General features: G+C 52.1%; 19 protein-coding genes. 7 read left to right on the forward strand and 12 right to left on the reverse strand.

What is annotated here, in order from left to right; all coding sequences use genetic code 11:
* Positions 1-24 precede the first annotated feature (24 nt).
* Positions 25-210 (forward strand): hypothetical protein, encoded by a 186-nt coding sequence (locus AC5JO6_RS05945; RefSeq protein WP_496080125.1) that lies wholly within the window; start codon positions 25-27, stop codon positions 208-210.
* 4 nt (positions 211-214) lie between these two features.
* On the opposite strand, the gene AC5JO6_RS05950 is transcribed toward AC5JO6_RS05945, so the two are convergent.
* Positions 215-643 carry a hypothetical protein gene (locus tag AC5JO6_RS05950; RefSeq protein ID WP_496080126.1) on the reverse strand — a complete coding sequence of 143 codons (429 nt, stop codon included), beginning with the start codon at positions 641-643 and terminating at the stop codon, positions 215-217.
* 29 nt (positions 644-672) lie between these two features.
* Positions 673-1,812, reverse strand: coding sequence for a tetratricopeptide repeat protein (locus AC5JO6_RS05955; RefSeq protein ID WP_496080127.1), 1,140 nt, complete (start codon positions 1,810-1,812; stop codon positions 673-675).
* Between the two features lie 101 nt (positions 1,813-1,913).
* On the opposite strand from AC5JO6_RS05955, the gene AC5JO6_RS05960 reads away from it, so the two are divergent.
* Both AC5JO6_RS05960 and AC5JO6_RS05965 read left to right on the forward strand, forming a co-directional pair.
* Positions 1,914-2,087, forward strand: a complete 174-nt coding sequence (locus tag AC5JO6_RS05960; protein ID WP_496080128.1) for a hypothetical protein — start codon at positions 1,914-1,916, stop codon at positions 2,085-2,087.
* 68 nt (positions 2,088-2,155) lie between these two features.
* Positions 2,156-3,181: a class I SAM-dependent methyltransferase gene (locus AC5JO6_RS05965; protein WP_496080129.1), complete on the forward strand. Its 1,026-nt coding sequence runs from the start codon at positions 2,156-2,158 to the stop codon at positions 3,179-3,181.
* On the opposite strand, the gene AC5JO6_RS05970 is transcribed toward AC5JO6_RS05965, so the two are convergent.
* From AC5JO6_RS05970 to AC5JO6_RS06010, 9 genes are all read right to left on the reverse strand, one after another.
* Complete coding sequence (locus AC5JO6_RS05970; RefSeq protein WP_496080161.1) at positions 3,182-5,161, reverse strand: FAD-dependent oxidoreductase; 1,980 nt, start codon at positions 5,159-5,161, stop codon at positions 3,182-3,184.
* Positions 5,162-5,427: 266 nt separating this feature from the next.
* On the reverse strand, positions 5,428-5,649 hold the full coding sequence (locus tag AC5JO6_RS05975) for an acetyltransferase (protein WP_496080130.1): 222 nt from the start codon (positions 5,647-5,649) through the stop codon (positions 5,428-5,430).
* Between the two features lie 202 nt (positions 5,650-5,851).
* On the reverse strand, positions 5,852-6,235 hold the full coding sequence (locus tag AC5JO6_RS05980; RefSeq protein ID WP_496080131.1) for a VanZ family protein: 384 nt from the start codon (positions 6,233-6,235) through the stop codon (positions 5,852-5,854).
* Positions 6,236-6,299: 64 nt separating this feature from the next.
* On the reverse strand, positions 6,300-6,662 hold the full coding sequence (locus AC5JO6_RS05985; protein WP_496080132.1) for a hypothetical protein: 363 nt from the start codon (positions 6,660-6,662) through the stop codon (positions 6,300-6,302).
* Positions 6,614-7,138, reverse strand: a complete 525-nt coding sequence (locus AC5JO6_RS05990; protein ID WP_496080162.1) for an REP-associated tyrosine transposase — start codon at positions 7,136-7,138, stop codon at positions 6,614-6,616. Before AC5JO6_RS05990 ends, AC5JO6_RS05985 begins: the two co-directional genes overlap by 49 nt.
* Positions 7,139-7,549: 411 nt before the next feature.
* Positions 7,550-8,839, reverse strand: a complete 1,290-nt coding sequence (locus AC5JO6_RS05995; RefSeq protein ID WP_496080133.1) for a hypothetical protein — start codon at positions 8,837-8,839, stop codon at positions 7,550-7,552.
* Positions 8,827-9,576: a FlgD immunoglobulin-like domain containing protein gene (locus tag AC5JO6_RS06000; RefSeq protein ID WP_496080134.1), complete on the reverse strand. Its 750-nt coding sequence runs from the start codon at positions 9,574-9,576 to the stop codon at positions 8,827-8,829. Before AC5JO6_RS06000 ends, AC5JO6_RS05995 begins: the two co-directional genes overlap by 13 nt.
* Positions 9,573-11,774, reverse strand: a complete 2,202-nt coding sequence (locus AC5JO6_RS06005) for a tetratricopeptide repeat protein (RefSeq protein WP_496080135.1) — start codon at positions 11,772-11,774, stop codon at positions 9,573-9,575. The genes AC5JO6_RS06000 and AC5JO6_RS06005 overlap by 4 nt, the downstream gene beginning before the upstream one ends.
* Positions 11,775-11,848: 74 nt before the next feature.
* On the reverse strand, positions 11,849-12,064 hold the full coding sequence (locus AC5JO6_RS06010) for a hypothetical protein (protein WP_496080136.1): 216 nt from the start codon (positions 12,062-12,064) through the stop codon (positions 11,849-11,851).
* Between the two features lie 322 nt (positions 12,065-12,386).
* On the opposite strand from AC5JO6_RS06010, the gene AC5JO6_RS06015 reads away from it, so the two are divergent.
* From AC5JO6_RS06015 to AC5JO6_RS06030, 4 genes are all read left to right on the forward strand, one after another.
* A complete protein-coding gene (locus AC5JO6_RS06015; protein WP_496080137.1) occupies positions 12,387-12,713 on the forward strand; it encodes a hypothetical protein in 327 nt (108 codons plus the stop codon).
* Entirely contained in the window at positions 12,706-12,930 is a 225-nt protein-coding gene (locus AC5JO6_RS06020) for a hypothetical protein (protein WP_496080138.1), read from the forward strand. The genes AC5JO6_RS06015 and AC5JO6_RS06020 overlap by 8 nt, the downstream gene beginning before the upstream one ends.
* 190 nt (positions 12,931-13,120) lie before the next feature.
* Positions 13,121-13,576, forward strand: a complete 456-nt coding sequence (locus tag AC5JO6_RS06025; protein WP_496080139.1) for a hypothetical protein — start codon at positions 13,121-13,123, stop codon at positions 13,574-13,576.
* A 93-nt stretch (positions 13,577-13,669) separates the two neighbouring features.
* Complete coding sequence (locus AC5JO6_RS06030) at positions 13,670-13,828, forward strand: hypothetical protein (protein WP_496080140.1); 159 nt, start codon at positions 13,670-13,672, stop codon at positions 13,826-13,828.
* A gap of 57 nt (positions 13,829-13,885) precedes the next feature.
* Here the strand turns inward: AC5JO6_RS06030 and gltB are convergent, their stop codons facing one another.
* A complete protein-coding gene (gene gltB / locus AC5JO6_RS06035) occupies positions 13,886-18,550 on the reverse strand; it encodes a glutamate synthase large subunit (protein ID WP_496080141.1) in 4,665 nt (1,554 codons plus the stop codon).
* Positions 18,551-18,601 lie beyond the last annotated feature (51 nt).

Raw genomic sequence — 18,601 nt, forward strand, 5'->3', positions numbered from 1 at the left:
GAACGGTAAGGACTTGCATTCACCATGAACACACCACTTTTCGATCGCGCCATGTTGCTCAAATTAGTTACCGTCTTTACATTGATTGGTGCGGCTGCGGCTATTTTACCCATTCCTCGGTTTGACACTCAATTCAATGACACTGGGTTTGAGTCGCCGCTTCAAAAAGAGGCTGCCGTCAAGTTTTCAGCGATCGAGCAGGACTGGTAGATAATCACTGTCCCGGTTCGGTCGCCTTCTCTTCAGCAGGCTTACGAGTTTTCGCTTCAATCTCCTCCAGCGTTTGCAAGACTAAGCGTTTTGCCTGTAGCTGCCAACCCCATTTCTGCACATTGAAGGCGATCGCACCGCCGACAAACGTGGCAATGAAATCTAAAGGCTGCATAAACGAAATGCCCAGCAGCAGCCCCAAACCAGCAATGCCCCAAAACGGCAGCGCTACGACCTGTCGCTGATTTTCCACAATCTGGCTAATCGGATCAGTGGGCAGTTCTGCCAGGAGTGTTTCTTTCACCTGTCGCTGCTCACCCGGAGGCACCGACAAGCCAATCTTTTGCCGCAGTTTTTCAATCTTGCGGGCATCAGTGCTATATTGCGTCAGTTCGTCCTCCGCCATGAGGATCAAGCGCTCGTATTGTCCCATCGACTTCCCCGAAACGTGACAGAGTTTTATTATCCCTTACTGGACTGCGATCGCCGCATGGCTACGCTACGATTCTGTTGTGCAAGGGCATCATCCGGATGGAGCGCCAACACTTTCTCGTAACAGGCGATCGCTTCTTCAAAGCGTCCGAGTTTGAGCAAAACCCCACCCAAATTGTTGCGGGCTTTGGGATCGTCAGGTTGTAAAGCAAGTGCCTGCTCGTAGCTGTCAACGGCTTCTGGAAAGCAGCCCAGGCGATTGAGCGCAACGCCCCGGTTGAACCAGCTTTGGTAGTGCGTTGGTTGCAGCACTAAGGCACGATCGTAGCTGGCGATCGCGCCCTCATAGTCGCCCAGTTTCAACAAACAACAGCCACAGCCATACGCCGCAGTATGGCTTGGTTGAAAGGCGATCGCTTTGTTGTAGCCCAGGATGGCATCTTGATACCGACCGGACTGCTTCAGGCACACTGCCCACTGATACCAAGATTCAGCATCTTCAGGGTTGAGTCCCAATGCCTTGTCATAGCTGGCGATCGCGGCTGCATAATCCCCCAACCCCATCAGCGCTGCCCCACGACTGCTAAATGCTGCCTGATAATCGGGCTGTAGCTGTAGCGCCTGGTTAAAATGCTTGATCGCGCTTTCGTATCCCTTGGTGGCATACAGCGCCAACCCCTGGCTGTACCAGGCATCCGCAGAATCCGGTTGCCGTTCCAGAGCATGATGGAGAGACGCGATCGCTGCTTTGTACTGTCCCGTCATGTAGAAGGCAAGTCCCAAACCATAGTGCGCGTTAGGAAAGTCTGACTGAAGGGCTAATGCCTGCTGGAAGCTTGCGATCGCACGTTCGTGCTGCCCACTGACCGATGCAGCCCAGCCCAGGCTGTAGTGTATCGACGGCAATGCGGGATTACGGACGATCGCCTGCTCAAAACTGGTGATGGCTTCGGCATAGCGATCGAGGCTAATCAAGGCATTACCTTTTTCTGCCCAGGCATTGCTGTGATCAGGCTGAAATTGCATGACGTGGTCAAAATGGGCAATCGCGGCTTCGTAATCGCCCTGCTGACTCAACGCTAACCCGCGCTGAAAAATGCGTTCAGTTTCAAGGGCTTCAGTCTTAATCGTCTCAGTCTTAATCGTCTTAGTCTCGGTAATCTGGCTCATAGGATGTCAATGCGCCCTTTTGGCAATCAAAAGCAACCCGGATGCTTCATTGTTAGCATTCCCCAAATGACTCTAATCTCTGCAACATTTGAGCAGAGTGCTTGAAAGCAGCGACGCAAACAGCACAAAATGGAGAGCAACTTTCATCACGAGGAACGATTGCCCCTCTATCAGCGCGATCGCACAGCCCACCTGCTGTCAAAATCATCACACCTCAAGCGATCGCCTGCTTCAATCTGCCGCGCTTCGCTCAACCGTCCCGACACCTGAGATAATACAGCTACAGTCATGTTGGTTAGAACGTGGCTATGGCTCCATCTCAATCTTTAGTGCGATCGTACTCATGACAGCTACACGTTTTGCGCCCAAGCTCGCCTCTCATTTGATTAATGGCATCCTTGCGGTTAAACCACTGGCAAACCTGGCAAAGCAGCAGGCGCGTCAGATGATGATCAAGCGTGCAGAGTCAGTGGGTGTTTACTGGACAAAAGAGGTAGAAGCCTTACGGACACGCACCTGGGATAGTGATTTGGCACAGGTGCACAACCCCGACCTGATCTATCCGGCTTACTACGTCACATCCTTCCATGCCTATGAAGAAGGTAACTTGGGCTGGAATCCGGCGTTGGAAGTCGAAGTTGCCGCTCACGCTGCTCATGCCCGTATCTGGCAAGACGCTGGCGCACAAGGCGATGCTCGGCTGCGGCAAAGCTATCACACGGCTCTCACAGCCCAACTAACCACCGTTCCAACTGACATTCTAGACATCGGCTGTAGCGTTGGCATGAGTACCCTTGCGCTTCAAGAGACGTTCCCCAACGCACAGATTACGGGCTTGGATTTGTCGCCATACTTTCTGGCAGTGGCGAAGTATCGAGGGGAGGGAAGGCAGAAGGCAGGAGGCAGAAGGCAGGAGGCAGGAGAACAAGAAGATCAGTTACCAAAAACTAACAACCAACAGCCAACAACTTCCTCTTCTCACCCCTCACCCCTTACACCTCTCCCCTCTCCCACATGGCTTCACGCTGCTGCGGAGTCTACAGGCTTACCGGATGCGTCGTTTGATCTGGTCTCCGCGTGTTTGTTGTTTCATGAATTGCCTCAAAGCGCGGCGATCGCCATTCTCAAGGAAGCACGTCGTCTGCTACGTCCCGGCGGACATTTCGCCATTATGGACATGAACCCACAATCCGAGATCTTTGCGAAGATGCCGCCTTACGTGAAGACGTTGCTGAAAAGCACGGAACCCTATTTGGATGAGTACTTTTCACTGGATCTGGAGGGAGCGATCGCATCTGCTGGGTTCACGCAACCAACCGTGACGTTTAATAGCCCACGCCATCGGTCGATCGTGGCTCAAGTGAAATAACTACCAAACCGTCCAGTCTTCCCACTTCTCGTTGAAGATCGACGTATTGGGAAACGCGATGGGATTGCCGTTTTGGTTCAGTCGCTTTTGCAACGTTTGGAGCCTGGGCGTAGTACCTGAAAGGTCGTCAACAAGTTGATATGGGTAAACGCCTTCTGACAGCACAAAGTCGGCTGTAGTTCCGGCGGCAGCACCAACTGACCATTCAAAGGAATGAACTCGATAATCGGCAGCGGCGACGAAACTGGTCGCAATGCTTTTGCTGGCAACCAAGAGATTGTCGAGCTTCTGCGGAATCATCGATCGCAATGGAATCTGTCCTGGATAGGATTGTCCATGCGCCTGTCGGACACCCGGACGCTCAATATTTCCCGGTTTTTCGGGTGGTGAGTCTTGCATACAGGGATGAAAATCGATCGCATACTGAGCAATGCCAACTGAATCGGGATAAATGGTGGAGCGCGATCGGCGGGTTACCTGATCCGGTGGGATGTCGTTCACAATCACCTTGCCTGTTTCCAACCCGGCTAAGGCAATCCAGAGCGATCGATACAGCGGTGCAGGTAGATTGCGGTAATAGTCTTGGCGATAATCAGCGCGGGAGATATCGATTTCATTCACGCTAAAGCCGTTGGGATAACCTGTGGACGATCGACCAATCAATCGTCGCCCTTCGCGCATGTAGGGATACTTCGACAAGCCGTGAGCCGTGCCCATTGGCGTGTCGAAGCCAGTCAGCAGGCGATGATTGAGCGCTGGTTTCTTGAAGCCTGCACCCAACTGCGAATCGGTGGTGCCTGCGACCAGCCAGTAGTAGAAGCCGAGTGCCAACTCTTCGCCTTTACGCAACGCATCAGTACGCAAGCCGCCCATCCAGTTGCCAGGAGAGAGCTGTCCCGTTTGTTGAAGCTGCGATCGGTCGTACACCAGATTGTCTGCTGCTGTGCCGGGACGGTAATCGTTGCCCCACACCCAGTTCTGCATGGAAATATCGCCAGGAGTGGGCGCTGTCACTGTCAACGGTCCCGCTTTGATGCGAGGTCCAGGCTTAGGACTCCAGATGCGACGGTAGGTAAAGACAAAGTTGAAGTCGGCTTTAACAGGGTCAGTATCGTACCCGTAGTACGGCTCGTATTGCTCGTAAAACGGTGGCTTTTGCTGCGGCTGATCACCCGCCATTTGCTCCATTGCAAACGTGTAGGTAAAGCCTTGAAGACAATAGGGATCGCCTGCATCTGTTGGCGAGGACGGATTGAGATAGGTGCGCGGATCAAGCCCGACGCGATAGGGCACGTCTGCCAGCGCGATTAATTCGCCTGTTTCAGTGGCATCGACCACAATCCAGCGTTGTCCACGTGGCACAAAGCGAATGATTTGTTTGGTCAACCGAGACGAGTTTTCGTAGCGATAAGCATCGTCGATCGTTCGTGAAAGTGGTTCAGTATTGAGTGCAGGCGTGTTGGGCGCGGGGCTGTGCTGGATGGCGATCGTTGAGTTGATCAGCTTGCCATCGGCGCTCACATCCACATCCTTGATCACTGTAGATGGAAACCACTGGAGCGTGCCTTTGCCTTTTTTCGCTGCCTCTTGCAGCATGGTCATCAGAATTTGCTCGGCATCATTGGGCAAAAAGCAAGAGACACTCACCCAGCATTGACCAGGGTTAAGCTTGCCGTACTTGCGTTCGATCCGCTGACGTAGCTCATTGTAACCACGCGCATAGAAGAGCAGCGCCCGCTGCTTTTTTGCCTCATCCAAGGCAGACGTACCCTGGGATGTAAGCTGTCCGCCCACCCAATCGGTGATGTCCGTCAAGCAAACGGTGCGTCCAGCCAGCAGAGCTTCATACGCAGTTGCCACGCCTGCAATACCACCGCCTGCGACGAGAAGTTCACAGTTGACGGTGCGATCGGGTACACGTGGCAAAGTCGTTGGAGTAACCACATCTCCCTGTGCAACGGTGCGAAGCGCCAGACTCATCACACTCATGGCAATCAGCAGAACAGAAACCAACCTGTTAGCACCACGCCAGCGAAACCGTTTAATCATACAAACTGCTACCAAGCAACTAGGCGTTAGACTTTCAACTCTGGACTATAGCTCACTTCTGGGAGCGAAAAGCCAGCATTCGTACGCCTTCTTATTAGACGCTGGTTAACACATAAGCTCTTGCTTAGAAATGCAGTCAGCAATCAGCGACCAGTACTTTAAAGAAGCTGATCGCTGACGGCTGATAGCTCTCAAGACTACTTTCCTGGTGCATCAGCCCGATAGTCAGCATCAACCCAGCAGAGCGGCAGGTTTTCGCCTGAAGGAAAAATGAGGGCATCTTTGGCGATCGATTCCGGGTCTTGCTCTTCCTCACCTTTCTGCACTCGTACTGAGATGGTAGACTTTGCGGGATTAATCAGATCAACAATCTCTAAGATTTCGACTAAAGCGCTGGTTCGTTTGTCTTGCAGAAACATAGTAATCCTTTCGTAAACTCGTAAATAAAAACGTTGGACAGTCACACTCAACCACGTTTGATTGAGTCGGTGAGTGATCTGCACCGTTAGTAGAGATGACTAAATTAAAGGTCAAGAGACCACGATCTAGCCCCACCCTGTAGGCAGAGAAACACGACCAGCCGATCGTTCTCTGCTGTAGCAATGGCGACAGTTGCGTTCATCATCGCCCCTTTTCAGCCAATCTATAGCCAATCGCAATCCCAGAAAAACTGGCAACGAGGTCGATCGCGTCCAATGTACGATTAGGCGAAAGAGACTGTAGCAGTTCCTCAATGACTGTACCAAGCCCAAACAGCAGGGGAAAGAGCGGCACCGCGATCGCCAGTAATGTCATTCGGCGATACCCAAAGACTCGATGCCCTAGATAAGCGGCAATACCATAGAGTACGACGTGCCCAATCTTGTCGTAAAACGGAATCTGACTCAGTTGTGAGGGCACATTGCCTGTGTAAGCGAGGTACAGAATTACTAACAATGCAGCAGCATAAAGGGCTGCCAGGACTCTCCACTCAAAACGTGCTGCTTTGAACTGTTGCCGTTTCATGGGGTTGCGTCTCCGTTCTACCTTTGCTGTGTCTACCTGATGGGTGCGATCGCTTTCGCAGGCTTTACAAAGACTTGATGCAACCGTTTATGCTGACTCCCGTTGCAACAACCGAAATATCAACGGCTTTGTAATAGTCTGTAGGATGGGCAAAGGCAACAGCCCATGCCCGTTTACTTTCGGTGGGCACGCGTTGCTTTACCCGCCCTACAGAGATGGAAACATTGGCTACTCCAAAGTAATACGATCGACTTCGGGGATGAATTGGCTCCCAGCCTGTAACCCGTCTGTAGGATGGGCTACAGGCAACAGCCCATGCCCATTTACTTTCGGTGGGTACGCGTTGCTTTACCCACCCTACAGAGATGGAAACATTGGCTACTCCAAAGCCATGCGATCGACTTCTGGAGGTAAATTGGCTCCCCAATCTTCGGTGTATAAGCCTTGTTTTACCGAACGATCGAAAGAGCTATAACGCCACTCTGCAGGGGTTAGACAATAGCCATGTTTGACTGGGTTGTAGTGGATGTAATCCATATGTCGATGCCAATCGTCCGCATCACGAATGCAGTGTTCCCAAAAGCGTCGTTGCCATATTCCTTTCTCTCGTTTTGCTTGTTTCGATGGATTCACATTTTTTGCTTTGAGTCCGGCAGAGAATTTGCGCTTAATGACCATCCACCGAATTGAAAAGTTGTCGTCACCTTCAGGTAACCGCCATAGGGTGTGTAAGTGATCGGGCAGAATCACAATACCTTCAATCGTGAATGGATATCGTTCCATACCGTGTCGAAAAGCTGCCCGAAGCCGATCGATGTGCTCAATCAGCAGTGGTTGCCGTTCTTCGGTGACAACTGTAAAGAAGTAAGTTCCGCCCGGTTGGTAATAGCGTCGGTATTCCATAGATTTAGAAATACCCAGTCGGATTGCCAAAATTGCTATGGGATTGTGTTGATGATTAGACGGGCACGCGTTGCTTTGCCCATCCTACGAAGGAAACGTTATGGAATTATGTGGATGATTGGACGGGCACGCGTTGCTTTGCTCATCCTACGAAGGAAACGCTATGGGATTATGTGGATGATTAGACGGGCACGCGTTGCTTTGCCCATCCTACGAAGGAAACGCTATGGGATTATGTTGATGCTTGGACGGGCACGCGTTGCTTTGCTCATCCTACGAAGGAAACGCTATGGGATTATGTTGATGCTTGGACGGGCACGCGTTGCTTTGCCCATCCCACGAAGGAAACACTTATCTGTAGGGTGGGCAAAGGGCAGCAGCCCGTGCCCGCCAAAAGTTAGACAGAAAAATTTATGTCTTCTCAGAGTTTGTTTTGGAGAGACTGTTTACTAACCACATCAACAGTGAGGCAACTAAGCCACCGCAAAACGATAGCAGTGCGACGATCGCATCACCAGGTAAAAAGCGAGACAGGAGATTTCCCTGTAGTCTGGGGGGAACGGGTAATTTCTTGTTCAGACCTGCCTGAATGCGAGACGTTTCACCTGATATGGCGACAGACAACCCATCGGTTGGTTCATCGATTTGAATCGCTTGATTAGAAAGCTGGAGTGCCAGATTTTTGGAGGTATTAGGGTAGAGGATTTGGATGTACCCCAGGTTTTGGGTCGCTGGAGGATCAATCAGTAGAAACTGTCCCTTTTTGAGGCTCAGTTGGCGTTCTACCATGCTGACGGTGCCTGAGATAATAGTCGACTGGGGCACATTAGCAGTAGAGCCGTCTCCCCTTTGCGCCTGTCTCTCCAGCTTTACGTCTGTAACGTCAATGTCTCTCCAAAACGGTTGGATGGTATTGTCAGCGGCTGCACTCAGTGGCTTAGGGAGTTGAATCGTGAGCGTCAGTGATTCGGTAATCGGTAACTCAAACTCGCTGGTACTGAAGGTAAACGTCAGATCACGACGGTCACTCTGAGGCTTCAGATCTGGAAGTTGATAGCCTTCCAGAGTGACTGTTAAGGGGTCAAAGCCCGGTTGAATTTTGAGAAAGCTACGATCGCCTGCCACTGGCTTATCTGCCGGAATGAGCCTAAGCGAAAGGGTGCGATTAAAGGGGCTGTACCGCAAATCTCGAATGCGCGTTCCACTTGCCAGCGTTAGCCCCGACAAAGCGATCTCAGAGGCTTGGGGGCTAGTCGATGAGAGTGTCCACTGACCGCCTTCATCATCTAATTCAATGTTGCGCCTACCGTCACCATTCAGGCGGGGTTCATCTTTGCTGCTAAAGCCTGTCCCTTCTAAGGGAATAGTCTGGCGACCGGAGAGAGTGATCTGCTGAATGCCACGGATATCTTTCAGGAGTAATTGTGCCGATCGGGTGGTGGTAAACCCAATTTCGCTAACGGTCAGGACTCCTTCAAACGGAACAGCGAAGGGGAGAAAATTTAGCAGGGAAACGCTGACTAAAACCAGAGTGAGAAACGTCACGGCTGTAAACACTGGATCGCGCACCAGTTGTCGTCGCAGTGACTGGACACTGTTGGTCAGTCCTCGCAAGCAGGGCAAAACCAAAGCGCTCCAAAACCACTGCGGTATGTGGAGGAGCCATTGCCAGCGAATGCGCCCTGGTTTTACTTTAGCCATTTGGGATCATGTTCAAAGGCAACACTCACTGAAGCGGGTTGGGGTGGAGCGTTGTCTTGCTCCAGGTCTGCCTTGACCCGTAATTCATATCGACCTGCCGGAAGAGGGTTCCCAGCCCGATCGCGTCCCTGCCAGGTAAATTTGATCTGCCCTTTGGGCTGGAAGGTGTTGCGAGCATCACTGTAAACGACAGTACCGTTGCGGAGAATCTGAAAAATCGGAATTTTGGCAGGTCGTTCGTTCGACAGAACAATCTGATATTGCCCTGCCCCTGGACTCAGGATGACAGGTAGATAAACTTTTTGAACACCGGAACGGACAGAAGCAATAGCACGTAAACTATCGAGGGAAATGCCCGCTGCTCTGATTACGCCATCCGACCACTGCACCTGAAACACCCCGCCACTGTAACGAAACTCTAGTGGGTCGAGCTGGTAGTTCTTCTTTTTAGACGTGACCAGCACTTTCGGCTCCTGACCATTGGCGCGATCGGGTACTTGTAGCTTCAAAATGCTGGACGGCTGAATCTTGCCCAGCGTGAGAGAGATCAGGCTAAAGTCGCCGCTAATGTCTTCTGCTCGAATGCCCTCACAGCGTCTATCCTGTTCTCGCAGACCGTAGGCAGTGGATTGAGCGTTATTAATTTTTTGGCAGGGCTGTGCTTGAGCCGGAATGGTACTGAGGCTGAGACTAATCAAGCTGATCAAAAAGCTGGAGTAGAAAACCAGGCGTTTCATGGTAAAACAAATCCCCATTCAGTAAGTTTCCGAACAATACGACGGACGGGATAGGCATAGCTAATGCCGCGTGGCTGCTGCGAACCTTTAACTGTGTTAGCACTGTAGGTTAAGCCCACCATTTGCTGATTAATCAGTACTGGGCTGCCGGAGCTACCATCATCCAGTTTGATCTTCAACGTCAGGATTTCTTCATCCGCATCAATCATCGTTGCCTCATTGGGCAAGCCCTCATCATGATTGCTAATGATCTTGGTGAGTGTACGATTCTTGATACCAGCCGCAATGGGCAAGGCTACAATCTCTGGTGGCAGTCCAGTAACTTCCAGCAATGCCAGATCAAGGGGATCGTCAGGATCAGTCATGTGCAAAATGCGAACGCTGCCTAAGCCTTTCTCGCCCACACGGGGACGGGTTACTTCCTTTGATACGTTGCCAAAGTAGAGTTCAATCTGGAGATTTTCTCCTCTTTGGCGAGTATCTGGCTCAAACACCACATGACGATTGGTTAAAATCCAGGCTTTACCGTTTTGATGCTTGATGATGCAGCCTGTGCCAATACCCGTCCCTTTGCTGGTACCAGGGAAAGAGGCTACTATCTTAACGACTGCCCGCCGCAACGGGGTTTCGGCATTATTAGGCAGACCGCTGGTATCGGTCAGGGCGATGATTTTGGGGTTGCGCCGTAGTGCCAGTTGCCGTCTAGTTTCCTTCAAGTTGTTTTGAGCAAATCTGAAGTTTGGGTCAAGCGCCTTTGCCCGCTCAAATTCCCGGATAGCATCTTGCAGTTTGCCTTGCTCCTGGAACACCAACCCCAGCCCGTTGTGTGCGGTTGTATGAGCCGTGGCTAGATAGGCAGAAGTATCTTCTGGCAAACTCAGAGCTTTGCGGTAAGCGGCGATCGCCCCCTCGAATTTCTTTTGGTCTGCTAGCGCATTGCCCAGCCCGTTGTAGGCATAGGCAAAGCTTGGGTTGAGTTTGATCGCGCTGCGATAGGCGACGACTGCCTCCTCAAACTTTTTCTGGTCAGCCAGCGCATTGCCCAAATTGTAGTAAGCCAATGTATGAGCACTGGCAGGTGTTCCGGCTTGGTCTGGTAAGCTCAGTGCCTTACGGTAGACGACGATCGCTTCCTCGAGCTTCTTCTGGTCTGTCAGCGTATTGCCCAGCCCGTTGTAGGCATAGACAAAGCTGGGGTTGAGTTTGATCGCTGTACGATAGGCAGTGATTGCCTCCTCGAACTTCCTTTGGTCTCCTAACACATTACCCAGCCCGTTATAGGCATAGGCACGGCTGGGGTTGAGTTTGATCGCGGCGCGATAGGCAGTGCTCGCTTCCTCGAGTTTCTTCTGGTCTCTCAGCGCATTACCCAACCCCTCGTAGGCATAGATATACTTAGGGTCGAGCTTGATCGCGGCGCGATAGGCAATGCTCGCCTCCTCAAGTTTCTTCTGTCCTCTCAGCGCATTGCCCAGGTTATAATAAGCCAATGTATGAGCACTGGTGGGTGTTCCGGACTGGTCTGGTAAGCTCAGTGCCTTACGATAGACGGCGATCGCCTCCCCAAGCTTTTTCTGCTTATACAGCACACTGCCCAGTCCGTTGTAGGCATAGGTAAAGTTGGGGTTGAGCTTGATCGCGGCGCGATACGCAGTGATCGCCTCCTCGAACTTCCCCTGGTTTTTCAGTGAGTGACCCAATTCGTTGTAAGCATCAGCAAAGTTGGGGTCGAGTTTGATCGCGGCGCGATAGGCAGCGATCGCCTCCTCCAGCTTCCCCTGGTCTTGCAGTGCAGTGCCCAGATTGTTGTAACGATTTGCGGTGGGCTGAATCTCAATTGCTTTGCGATAGGCGGCGATCGCCTCCTCCAGCTTCCCCTGGTCTTGCAGTGCAGTGCCCAGATTGTTGTAACGATTTGCGGTGGGCTGAATCTCAATTGCTTTGCGATAGGCGGCGATCGCTTCCTCAAGCTTTTTCTGGTTTTGCAGTGCAGTGCCCAGATTGTTGTAGGCAGGCGCATTCTGAGGTTCGCGCTGAACGACCTGCCGCCAAATTGCCTCTGCCTCGGTAAACCGTTTAGCAGTCTGAGCCGCATTCGCCTGCTGAATCAACTGCTCAGTACTCTGGGCAACAGCAACGAAAGGGGTCGCACTCAGCGCCACTGTCAACAATAAGGTCCAGACCTTCGTTACACTCACGCTTCCCTACCCATTACACTTCTGCCATCAACATAATGTCACAATTCTCAGCTTGCCAGCCAGTCCTTACACTCTCATGATTTTGATTGCAGAGAGAAGCTCAACACCTTTCTCTGCACCACCGTCACCTGACTCAGCGCGATCGACATATGACTCAAAAATGTTGCAGCGTTAGTTAGCACGATCGCAATCATGCAAAGCAACATCGTCACATTACAAAGCAACACCGCGATCATGCAAAGCAACATCGTCACGTTATAAAGCAACACCGCGATCATGCAAAGCAACATCGTCACATTACAAAGCAAGATCCGCGTGTTGCTTAGTTACCTCGTCACATTACAAAGCAACACCGCGATCGTACAAAGCAGCATCGTCATCGTCTAAAGCACGATCCGCATATTGCTTGGTTGCATCACAGAGTTGCAAAGCGCGATCGGGATCGTCTAAAGCACCATCGCCGGTTTATGAAGTGCGATCGGCGTGTTACTCAAGAACATCGTTTAGCTATGAAGGGGCGATCGCGGGATGAGCAAAATTTTGTCTGTGCCCATCGCCATGATCTATCACTGTATTCTAAACAAGATAGCTTTTTAGACAGGAAAGCATTCAGTGTCAGATATCTATGTCGTCATTCGGAATCAATCAGATACCGCAATGCCGTCTGTAGAAGGCGAACTTTTAGTTGTAATGTTGACGACTGAAGGCATCGTCTATCGGCAGACAACCGCCTCACTGCGTGTTGCTGCTGCTTTCTTTCGGAATATTCCAGGAGGGCAATACTCAATCCTCGTCAGGCACTCAGTACTGAATCCAACCGAAGCTCGTTACGACGTGAACTTGCCTGAACGGGCTATCTTTGGGGTGCGATTCGTTTATGATGAACCTAGCCATCAACTGCTGAAAATCGAATCTGAAACGAGGTTCCTAGATGACTAACAGCCCTCCAGACGAACACATTGGCGATGCCGAATCTCTGCAAGGGTATCGCTATCTGGTGTGGATGGAATCTGAAACACTCTGGAAAGAACAAGACCCTATCCGTCGCGCTAACCTTGCACTTTCCCTGGCAGAATACACAGCAACCCTGGCTCGATTGGAAGTGGAAGCAGTCAATCAATTTATGACTCAACCGGAGCCATCACCAGCGGCATGAAAAACACGCAGGCTGATGATGGCATTATGGGTATTAACGCTTCGGCAGTGCGATCGAGAAGAGAATATCTACGCAAAAATAAATCCCTAATTCTGCTAATTTTCTACTCGATTTCCTCAATTTCTCTCAGGTTAATGGGTTACTCCAATGGCTAGATTGCAGAAATCTATTTATTTAAGGAGCCTTTACCGTGGTACGTCCAAAACGATCGTCTGCAACGTTGCAAAGCGCCGAAAAACGCGAAGCGGGCTTGCAATCCATCAGCCCTACGCTGGATTTGGGCAATCAACTGACGTTAGAAGGGTATTCCACGCTGATTCAAACGCTGCGATCGCAGATTACGACTTACAACAGTGATCTTTCAAGCCTGGATAACCTTTCCCGCAAAATCAAGGACACCGAGCAGCAACTGCGGAATCTGTCCGAACAAATGCTGTTAGGAGTTGCCGCCAAGTATGGCAAAGGCAGCGGCGAATATGGCAAAGCGGGTGGAATTCCCAAAGGTGAGCGTCGTCGTCCAACCCGAAAGAAAGCAACAGAGAGTAGTGACGACCCCCTGCAACCACTGGTCATAGCTGCACCAACGAATGCGAAAATAGCTGAACCCATCAATGGGAATGGGAATGGGAAAGTACTCGTTTCTTGACTCTGTAAGTAAGGTGAATTTGCTCACATTGACGTAGAGAAGACGGCTTACAATCTTGACGGAAAAGTAGACACGCCAGACACAAAAGCGGTAATGGCTTTGGTACAGCAAGCAGAGCTTCGAGAACCGTCATCCATACAGACCCTCTGGCGCGTGTTAGGCAGTTTGCGCGGCTATTCGGGCATACAGGAAAAGGGGGTAGAAGCGATCGGCAACAAAACGATGGGAGTTTTAAAACACCGCCTATGGTGAGGGCAGTCTCAGCAGGTGTTTCAGGAGAGTCTCACATGGCGTAACACGACGACTGAGCTATTGCGCTGGGGTCAGGACTTTTTTTTTAGTTTCTGCTTCGGGGTTTGCTTCGGGTGAGTCTTTTTCAGACGGGGGTACGAGCTGCCAGAACTTGGGCAGGTAGTCTGACCAGTTTGCCAGGATGGTTTTTGCCTTTTGGCTGCCTGTGCGATCGCCCTGTAGCTCAATCAACTCTTTCAACTGCTGCTCTCCCGCAGGCGCAAGCACTCGCTGGAGTTTCACAATTTCTGGGTTGACTTTGGTAGGGAAAGTGCCGTCTTCGTCCAGAAAGTATGCCAAGCCGCCCGTCATCCCGGCACCAACATTACGTCCGGTGTTGCCCAGCACGACAATGACACCGCCCGTCATATATTCGCAGCAGTGATCCCCAGCGCCTTCAACGACTGCCTGTGCACTTGAGTTGCGGACAGCAAAGCGTTCGCCCGCCTGACCGTAGGCAAGCAGCGTACCACCAGTTGCGCCGTAGAGACAGGTGTTGCCGATGATGACGTTTTGGGACGGGTCATAGGTCGCGGCGGCGGGTGGCACGATGACGATCGCGCCACCGTGTAAACCTTTGCCCACGTAATCGTTTGCTTCGCCTTCTAAGTTAAGCGTCATACCGGGAAGGTTGAACGCGCCGAAGCTTTGACCCACACTGCCTTTGACGTTGAGCGTGATGTGTCCACCAAAGCCGCTGTTGCCGTATTGACGGGCGATCGCCCCTGCAATGCGCGCGCCGATCGTCCGATCGGTATTCACCACGTCAATGGTTTTGCTGACGCTGGATTGATTGGCGATCGCCGCTTGCATGTCGGGATCGCTCAGGAGTTGGTCATCCAGAACATAGCCGTTGCTGTGGACGGTTTCATGCACCAACCAGGCGCGATCGTCCCGCGTGTCGGGGAGTTGGGTCAGGCAGTTAAGATTCAGGCTCTGGGTTTTGGGCAGCGTCACGCCTTCGCGCACTTTCAACAGGTCAGCGCGACCAATGATGTCGTTGAGGGAGCGATAGCCGAATTTTGCCAGGAGCGATCGGGCTTCTTCGGCAACAAATAAGAAGAAGTTGACCACCTGTTCGGGCAGTCCGGGGAAGCGCTTGCGGAGGTCTTCACGCTGGCTGGTGACTCCTACGGGGCAGTTGTTGGTGTGACAAATTCGCGCCATGATGCAGCCTTCCGCAATCATCGCAATGGAGCCGAAACCAAACTCTTCGCCACCCATCAGCGCTGCCATCAGCACATCCCAGCCTGTTTTGATGCCACCATCCACCCGCAAAAGGACGCGATCGCGCAATTGGTTTTGCATCAGGGCGCGATGCACTTCCGTCAAGCCCAATTCCCACGGACTACCCGCGTGTTTGATGGAACTCAGCGGTGAGGCACCTGTGCCGCCATCGTGACCCGAAATTTGGATAATGTCGGCGTTTGCCTTTGCCACACCCGCCGCGATCGTGCCGATACCCACTTCCGCAACCAGTTTGACGGAAACTTGTGCATGGGGATTAATTTGGTGCAGGTCAAAAATAAGCTGTGCCAGATCTTCGATCGAGTAAATGTCGTGGTGTGGAGGTGGCGAAATCAAAGTGACACCAGGTTTCGATCGACGTAACAGCGCAATATAAGGACTCACCTTAGGTCCAGGAAGTTGTCCCCCTTCACCGGGCTTTGCACCTTGCGCCATCTTGATCTCAAGCTGTTTCGCGCTCATCAAGTACTCTGGTGTCACGCCAAAGCGACCCGATGCGACTTGCTTGATGGCAGAGTTTGCAGTGTCCCCGTTTTGCAGCCCTTTCAGGTGAGGAAACAGCGGTGAAAGACCTTTCTCATCCACGTCGTTGAGCGCCAGAAAGCGGGTGGAATCTTCGCCACCTTCGCCAGAGTTAGACTTGCCGCCGATACGATTCATGGCGATCGCCAGCGTTTCGTGTGCCTCCCGCGATAAGGCTCCTAGCGACATACCGCCTGTGCAAAAGCGCTGGACGATGGCGCTGGCAGGTTCGACTTCTTCTAACGGAATAGAGGGGCGATCGCTTTTCACGTCCAGCAAGTCGCGCAGCGCAGTCAGGGGACGCTCTTCCAGATATTTCTGATACAGCGCGTAATGGTCGTAGCTCTTAGTTGCGACAGCTTTATGCAGATACTTCGACATCTCCGGGCTGTTCATGTGGTACTCACCACCCGGACGGTAATTGACGAAACCGTAGTTTTCGAGCTTTTTGACGTGCAGTTCAGGAAACGCCCGCTGGTGAAAAGAGACCACTTCCTGCGCCAGATCAGCCACGCTTAAGCCGCCCAGTCGTGAGGCAGTGCCCGCGAAGCCGAGATGCAATAAATCGCCACCAATGCCGATCGCCTCAAAAATTTGGGCACCGTGATAACTGGTCAGCAGCGAAATGCCCATTTTGGAGAGAATTTTGAGCAACCCATCTTCGATCGCCTTGCGGTAGTTTCCCTGAGCGGCTGACAGCGTAATTTCCTTGAGTTTGCCTCGCTCCATAAAGCTCTGGGTTTTAGGATCAGTCCACCACTGACGCACGGTTTCCAGCGCCAGATAGGGACAAACCGCACTCGCGCCGTAGCCAATCAGACACGCAAAGTGATGCGTACTCCAGCATTGGGCAGTATCGGCAATCAGCGAGGCTTTCATCCGCAAGCCCTGACGGATCAGGTGATGATGCACCGCACCGATCGCCAGCATGGGTGGAATATACGTATAGTCTGCGCTCAGAGTCGGACTGTCGGTTTTGTGGGAGCGATCGCTCAAAATCAGAATTTTCTTGCCCGCGCGCACGGCTTCGGCGGCTTGCTGGCAAAGAGCGGTAACTGCCCGTTGGAGACCATCGGGACCTTGCGACAGCTCAAACAAGGTTGACAGATCAGCAGTTTCAAACCCAGATTGACGAATCTGATCCAGTTCTGCATCGCCCAGGACGGGGGATTCCAGCTTCAGCAAATGGGCATCCTTTGCGCCTGCTTCGAGCAAATTGCCGCGTTCGCCAAGCTGGATCGCCAGCGACATGACGAGCTTTTCGCGCAGTGGGTCGATCGGTGGGTTCGTCACCTGAGCAAAGCGCTGTTTGAAATAGTCATACAGCAGGCGTGGTTTAGTAGACAGCACTGCCAGCGGCACATCGTCGCCCATGCAGAACGTCGGCTCCTTACCCTGGGCACCCATTTCCTGGATGATCATCTCCACGTCTTCTGCCGTGTAGCCAAACGCCGTTTGATAGCGGAGCAGGTTGCCAGAAGGAATATAGGGCACATTCTCTGCAAACGGCTCGTGCTTGAGGTCGTAGCGATTTTGCTTGAGCCATTCGCCGTAGGGTTTGGCACTGGCAACGCGCTGCTTGATTTCCCAGTTTTTCTGAATCTCGTGGTTTTCCAAATCCACCGCAATCATTTGACCGGGACCCAGGCGACCTTTTTCGATAATGTCCGCTTCGGGCAAATCCACGACTCCAGCTTCGGATGCAACGACGATATAACCATCACGCGTGATGCTGTAACGGGCGGGGCGCAGACCGTTGCGATCAAGCGTCGCACCCACCACCTTACCGTCACTAAATACCAGCAGTGCGGGACCGTCCCAGGGTTCTTGAATGCCGCTGTAGTATTCGTAAAAGTCCGTAATTTCAGGATGGTCTGCGAGGTCAGGCTGGTTTTGATACGCTTCTGGCACCATGATCATCAGCGCTTCTTGGGGGCTACGACCCGATCGCACCAGCAGTTCAAAGACATTATCGAGATTGGCGGAATCGCTATTGTCAAGATTGACAGTAGGCTTGAGATCAGCCAGCCGATCGCTCCAGCAAGTATGTGCCAGATCAGCATCCCGCGCCACCATCCAGTTAACATTACCCAGCAGCGTATTGATTTCGCCATTGTGACCCAGCAACCGCATGGGTTGTGCCAGGGGCCAGCGCGGCAGCGTATTGGTGCTAAAGCGGCGATGGTAGAGCGCAAACGTACTCTTGTAGTCTGGGTTCTTCAAATCTGTGTAGAAGTCGCCTAATACTGCCGATCGCACCATGCCTTTGTAGACGATCGTCCGACTGGAAAAAGAGCAGATGTAAAAATCAGCAAATGCCTCTTGAAGGGTTGAGCCATTAACGTCTGCTAAAACAGCGTTGCTAGTACGCTTACGGGCAAGGTAAAGCTGTCGTTCTAGAGCGTCACCCTGCTGTGCTGACTGCACCAACACTTGCTCGATTTGAGGCAAATTTTCACGTGCCTGTCTACCCAGAACATTTGGCAGTGTCGGCACCGCTCGCCAACCAAGCACTGTCAGCCCTTCTTCGCCAGCAACCCGCTCAACGATTTGACGAGCAACGATCGCTGCCTCTGCTTCTGCTGGCAGAAAGACCATGCCAACCCCAATCTGCGCGTTAGTAGAGACCTGTATCCCTTCATTTGTCAGCCACTGGTGCAGCAAGTCCCAGGGAATTGCAGTCATCAAGCCAGCACCGTCGCCTGAGTCCTGATCGGCACTACAGCCACCCCGATGCTCTAAGCACGTCAGCGCCGAGAGAGCCTTGTCAATCAGATCGTGACTGATGCGACCTTGCTGATCGGCGATAAACCCAACACCACACGCGTCACGCTCTTCCACCAACCAACGCTGACCAGCATACCCACCTGTTGTGCCCTGATTTTGATCGTGATTCACAGTTGTTCTATCCATGAGATGGCTCGGTTCGTTTGTACTTAGAGGGGAGGTATTGTCGGGCAGCGT

The organism is Tildeniella sp., from assembly GCF_059505325.1.

Excerpts from the sequence above, each read along its gene's own strand:
- AC5JO6_RS05945 (WP_496080125.1), top strand. The coding sequence starts at position 25 with ATGAACACACCACTTTTCGATCGCGCCATGTTGCTCAAATTAGTTACC.
- AC5JO6_RS05950 (WP_496080126.1), bottom strand. The coding sequence starts at position 643 with ATGGGACAATACGAGCGCTTGATCCTCATGGCGGAGGACGAACTGACG.
- AC5JO6_RS05955 (WP_496080127.1), bottom strand. The coding sequence starts at position 1,812 with ATGAGCCAGATTACCGAGACTAAGACGATTAAGACTGAGACGATTAAG.
- AC5JO6_RS05965 (WP_496080129.1), top strand. The coding sequence starts at position 2,156 with ATGACAGCTACACGTTTTGCGCCCAAGCTCGCCTCTCATTTGATTAAT.
- AC5JO6_RS05970 (WP_496080161.1), bottom strand. The coding sequence starts at position 5,161 with ATGAGTCTGGCGCTTCGCACCGTTGCACAGGGAGATGTGGTTACTCCA.
- AC5JO6_RS05975 (WP_496080130.1), bottom strand. The coding sequence starts at position 5,649 with ATGTTTCTGCAAGACAAACGAACCAGCGCTTTAGTCGAAATCTTAGAG.
- AC5JO6_RS05980 (WP_496080131.1), bottom strand. The coding sequence starts at position 6,235 with ATGAAACGGCAACAGTTCAAAGCAGCACGTTTTGAGTGGAGAGTCCTG.
- AC5JO6_RS05990 (WP_496080162.1), bottom strand. The coding sequence starts at position 7,138 with ATGGAATACCGACGCTATTACCAACCGGGCGGAACTTACTTCTTTACA.
- AC5JO6_RS05995 (WP_496080133.1), bottom strand. The coding sequence starts at position 8,839 with ATGGCTAAAGTAAAACCAGGGCGCATTCGCTGGCAATGGCTCCTCCAC.
- AC5JO6_RS06000 (WP_496080134.1), bottom strand. The coding sequence starts at position 9,576 with ATGAAACGCCTGGTTTTCTACTCCAGCTTTTTGATCAGCTTGATTAGT.
- AC5JO6_RS06010 (WP_496080136.1), bottom strand. The coding sequence starts at position 12,064 with ATGTTGCTTTGCATGATCGCGGTGTTGCTTTATAACGTGACGATGTTG.
- AC5JO6_RS06020 (WP_496080138.1), top strand. The coding sequence starts at position 12,706 with ATGACTAACAGCCCTCCAGACGAACACATTGGCGATGCCGAATCTCTG.
- AC5JO6_RS06030 (WP_496080140.1), top strand. The coding sequence starts at position 13,670 with ATGGCTTTGGTACAGCAAGCAGAGCTTCGAGAACCGTCATCCATACAG.
- gltB (WP_496080141.1), bottom strand. The coding sequence starts at position 18,550 with ATGGATAGAACAACTGTGAATCACGATCAAAATCAGGGCACAACAGGT.